At 41.2% G+C, this 3,664-nt stretch carries 1 protein-coding gene; it reads left to right on the top strand.

What is annotated here, in order from left to right:
• Positions 1-640: 640 nt before the first annotated feature.
• The coding region (locus IM500_RS15360; protein ID WP_287738874.1) for a right-handed parallel beta-helix repeat-containing protein at positions 641-3,664 on the top strand (3,024 nt) is incomplete at its 3' end.

Genomic DNA, 3,664 nt, shown 5'->3' with positions numbered 1-3,664 from the left:
TTAGCGATCACTATACAGCCAACTCTACGGAATCGCTCTAATCTAGATACAGTCAACGGTACAGCCACTTTCAAAAGGAAAATGTACCCAGTAGCGTCTTTTCAATTTTTTCTGAGAAGCGACCTGCAGTAAGGGTTTTGTTAATTTTTTAGTATTTCTGTATGGGGGAAGTCCAGTTATATTTAATTCCACCCACCCACTTATGAGCGACTGAATTGGAGATACCAGCTTAGATTTTCCTCCTATTCACACAAGAGGATAACTATTGTTTTTAGACTATGAAAACCATAGAAATTAAGCTATTAACATAACTTAAGAATATAAACATCGCATTACCGGTGGCAGCCCAAACAATCTCAACAGTTATAACCCAGAATATAGAACTAATAAGGGGATAGCCAATAGCTATATACTCTAAATTTGGTTAAGTTTTTCAAAGGACTAGATGAAATTACTGAAAACTTCTTGACATAGCTAGTTAGCTTAGGCTAGACTTGCGGGGAAATGGTCAGCGACGTTCGCCCTGGCAGTAGCAGTTCCGATCCCGCTAATCTGATTGTGGGTGGGGATACTGTGTGTTTGACCGCAAATAGTCGCTAATCGCCCCAGTATTAACCTTGTTTGTGTTGGAGCTAAGGATATGAGTCATCCTCTGTCAGTACAGGAAACAACAACTGCAACCTCTTCTTCGATAGTTCAGGAATTGGGTTGGGAACAGTTGGCGGCAGTGCCTTTTGACTACGGAGTTAGTGCTGGTGGCGGTCTAGCTACTGACGGAACCTATATTTATGCTGCTGATTTTAGCGGCGATGCTGATGAAGATTATATTGACGTAAACAGTAATTTGAGCGATGATAGCGAGGAAAGTTTAGAGAATCTAGGTATTGCTAACGGTTCTGTCCGTTTTGCCCGTTATCATCCCGCAACCGATACCTGGGAAGATTTGCCGATATTAAATGGTCAAGGGGTGTCAGGGGATGCTTTCTCCGCCGGCAATTTAGTTAATCCTCTGTTGGTGGCAGGCAATAAATTATACTACTACCAATTCCGTTCAGGTCCACAAATAGCGGCTCTCTATTCCTACGATTTAAGCACCGGTACTAGCGGTACTTGGACACAGGAATGGGAAAAAACTAGCGAAGATTCACCATTAATTAATAGTAATGCAGGAATCCTTGGGGTAGATGTTAATGGAGAACCAGTAATTCTCCATCATACGGGAGGAGGAGATTACAATTTTGCTCGTACTGATAATATTAATGGTGGCGGAACTCATACCCAATTAACCCCTAATTGGGGTTTTACTGGGGAGCATTTTCCCCGTAATGGAGATTGGGAGTACAATACAACTAATGATCGTCTGTATCACCTTAGTGGCGATCAATTGGTGATGTGGACTCATAACGACTTCGCTTATCCGGGAGGAAACTTCTTAACTTCTACTCCCAACGGTGAATTGCCTTTAGCCTCCCAAAGTACCTTAATTTACTCGCTGAAAAATGATTTAGGCTGGACAAATAACGGTACTGGGACAAGTTTATGGGGTAACTCTGTCACCGCAGTTAATGGGGACTTGTATCTATTAAGAGGAGAAACCAGTACAGATGGTTGGCCTTTTAATGAAGGACGCGGTTTAATTAATAATGCGAATTTTGCTAAAGTGGAGGCAAATGGATGGTTAGAAACCCTTCCTGATGTGCCGTTTAATATTGGTAAAGGTAGTGGTGCAGTCTATCTAAATGGCTATCTGTATGTTACCCAAGGGGATACTCTGACTGTTTCAGATGATTACGGTAATGTCGGTCCTCTCAATAATGAAGGTATTCGCAGTCCGGGATTGGGTTTTGCTCGCTTTGCCATTACTAATAATCCAGGAACTACTTACACAGTTACTAATACCAACGATGAGGGGGAAGGTTCCCTCAGATGGGCTATAACTGAGTCTAATAATAATCCGGGTACAGATACCATTGTATTTAATATTGGTGAGGGTGGATACTATACCATAACTCCCTTATCGGCTTTGCCGGAAATTACGTCCCCTGTCTTGATTGATGGTACCAGTCAACCGGGATACGCGGGAACGCCGATAATTCAAATTAGTGGTTATCAAGCAGGTGAAGGATTATCAGGTCTAGTTATTAGTGCTGGTGGCAGTACCGTCCGTGGCTTAATTATTACCCAGTTTAGTAGTTATGGAATACGCTTAATTGATCAAGGTAATAATATTATTCAAGGTAATTATATTGGTTATGATAACTACATTTATGAGGGATTTTGGGGCAATGGAGAAGGGGGTATTTTAATTGAATCTGAGAATAATCTGATTGGGGGAGCGACTACCAGTGAAAGGAATATTATCTCTGGTAATACGGGAACGGGTGTATTAATTAATAGTGAAACTGCAATTAATAACCAAGTCATTAATAATTACATTGGTCTTGATTCATCGGGAACTTCATCCCGTCCTAATGGGGTTGGAGTCGAGATAGTTAACGGTTCAGATAATATCATTGAAAAAAACGTTATTGCTGGCAATACTAACACCGGTGTAAGTGTATTATCCTATGGAGCGGTCGCCAATAATAATCAAATACTCAGTAACTGGATTGGGAATAGCAGCCAAGGCTACTATTTTTTAGGTAACGGGGATGATGGAATTGATTTAGCTGGAGCAAAAAATACCCTCGTACAAGGCAATTACATCCATTATAATCAATCGACCGGGGTTGTTATTCGTGGAGCAGATGCAACAGGTAATCAAATTACAGGTAATTCTCTGTTTAATAATGCCGAGGGGATGAGTATCCAAGAAGAGGCACAAGGTAATTCAATTACGGGAAATCAAATTGGATATAATAACTCTAATGGCATTTCTGTAGATAACTCTCAGAAAAATACTATTCAAGGCAATAGTATCTATGAGAATTATGGTTTAGGGATTGATTTAGGACGGGATGGAGTCACCGCTAATGATGAAGGTGATAGCGATACAGGAGCGAATGCTTTACAAAACTATCCCGTTTTCACCTCTGCTGAAGTTGTCGCAGGAACAGCCACCCTGATTGGTTATCTAGATAGTGAAGCCAATAAGGAATACAGGATTGAAATTTTTGCTAATCGTACACAAGATGCTAGTGGTAACGGAGAAGGAGAGGATTACCGTACCTATATCACTGTGACTACGGATGATAATGGTCGTGCTGATTTTACCCTTTCCTTGTACGCCGAGAGACTGTATAGCTATATTACTGGCACAGCAACTAATCCCGATGGAAACACCTCAGAATTTTCTCCCTCTATCACCCTAACGGGAGAGTTACCCAATTTAGTGATTACTGAGGCTACTGCTCCTACTAATGTTGGTGCTGGTCAGACTATTACCCTATCTTGGACGGGTAAAAATGACAGTTCTGTGACTACAGGAAGTTCTTACTGGTATGACCAGGTAGTTTTTTCCAAGAATGATATCTATGGGGATAGTGATGATATTTATCTTACTGAGCGATATATCTCCAGTAGCAACGGCTTACCCTTAGAACCCAATGAAACCTATACAGCAAGTAGTACCGTTACCTTACCCGTCCAGGCGGTAGGAAGTGGGTACTTACTATTCAGGACAGATGTTTATAACTACCAAGTAGAATCCAACGAAAACGATAAC

This window comes from Microcystis sp. M179S2 (assembly GCF_020245805.1).
GTDB classification, from domain to species: Bacteria; Cyanobacteriota; Cyanobacteriia; order Cyanobacteriales; family Microcystaceae; genus Microcystis; species Microcystis aeruginosa.
The sequence above is the reverse complement of the archived record's forward strand: the minus strand, read 5'-3'. Positions and strand labels throughout refer to the sequence as shown.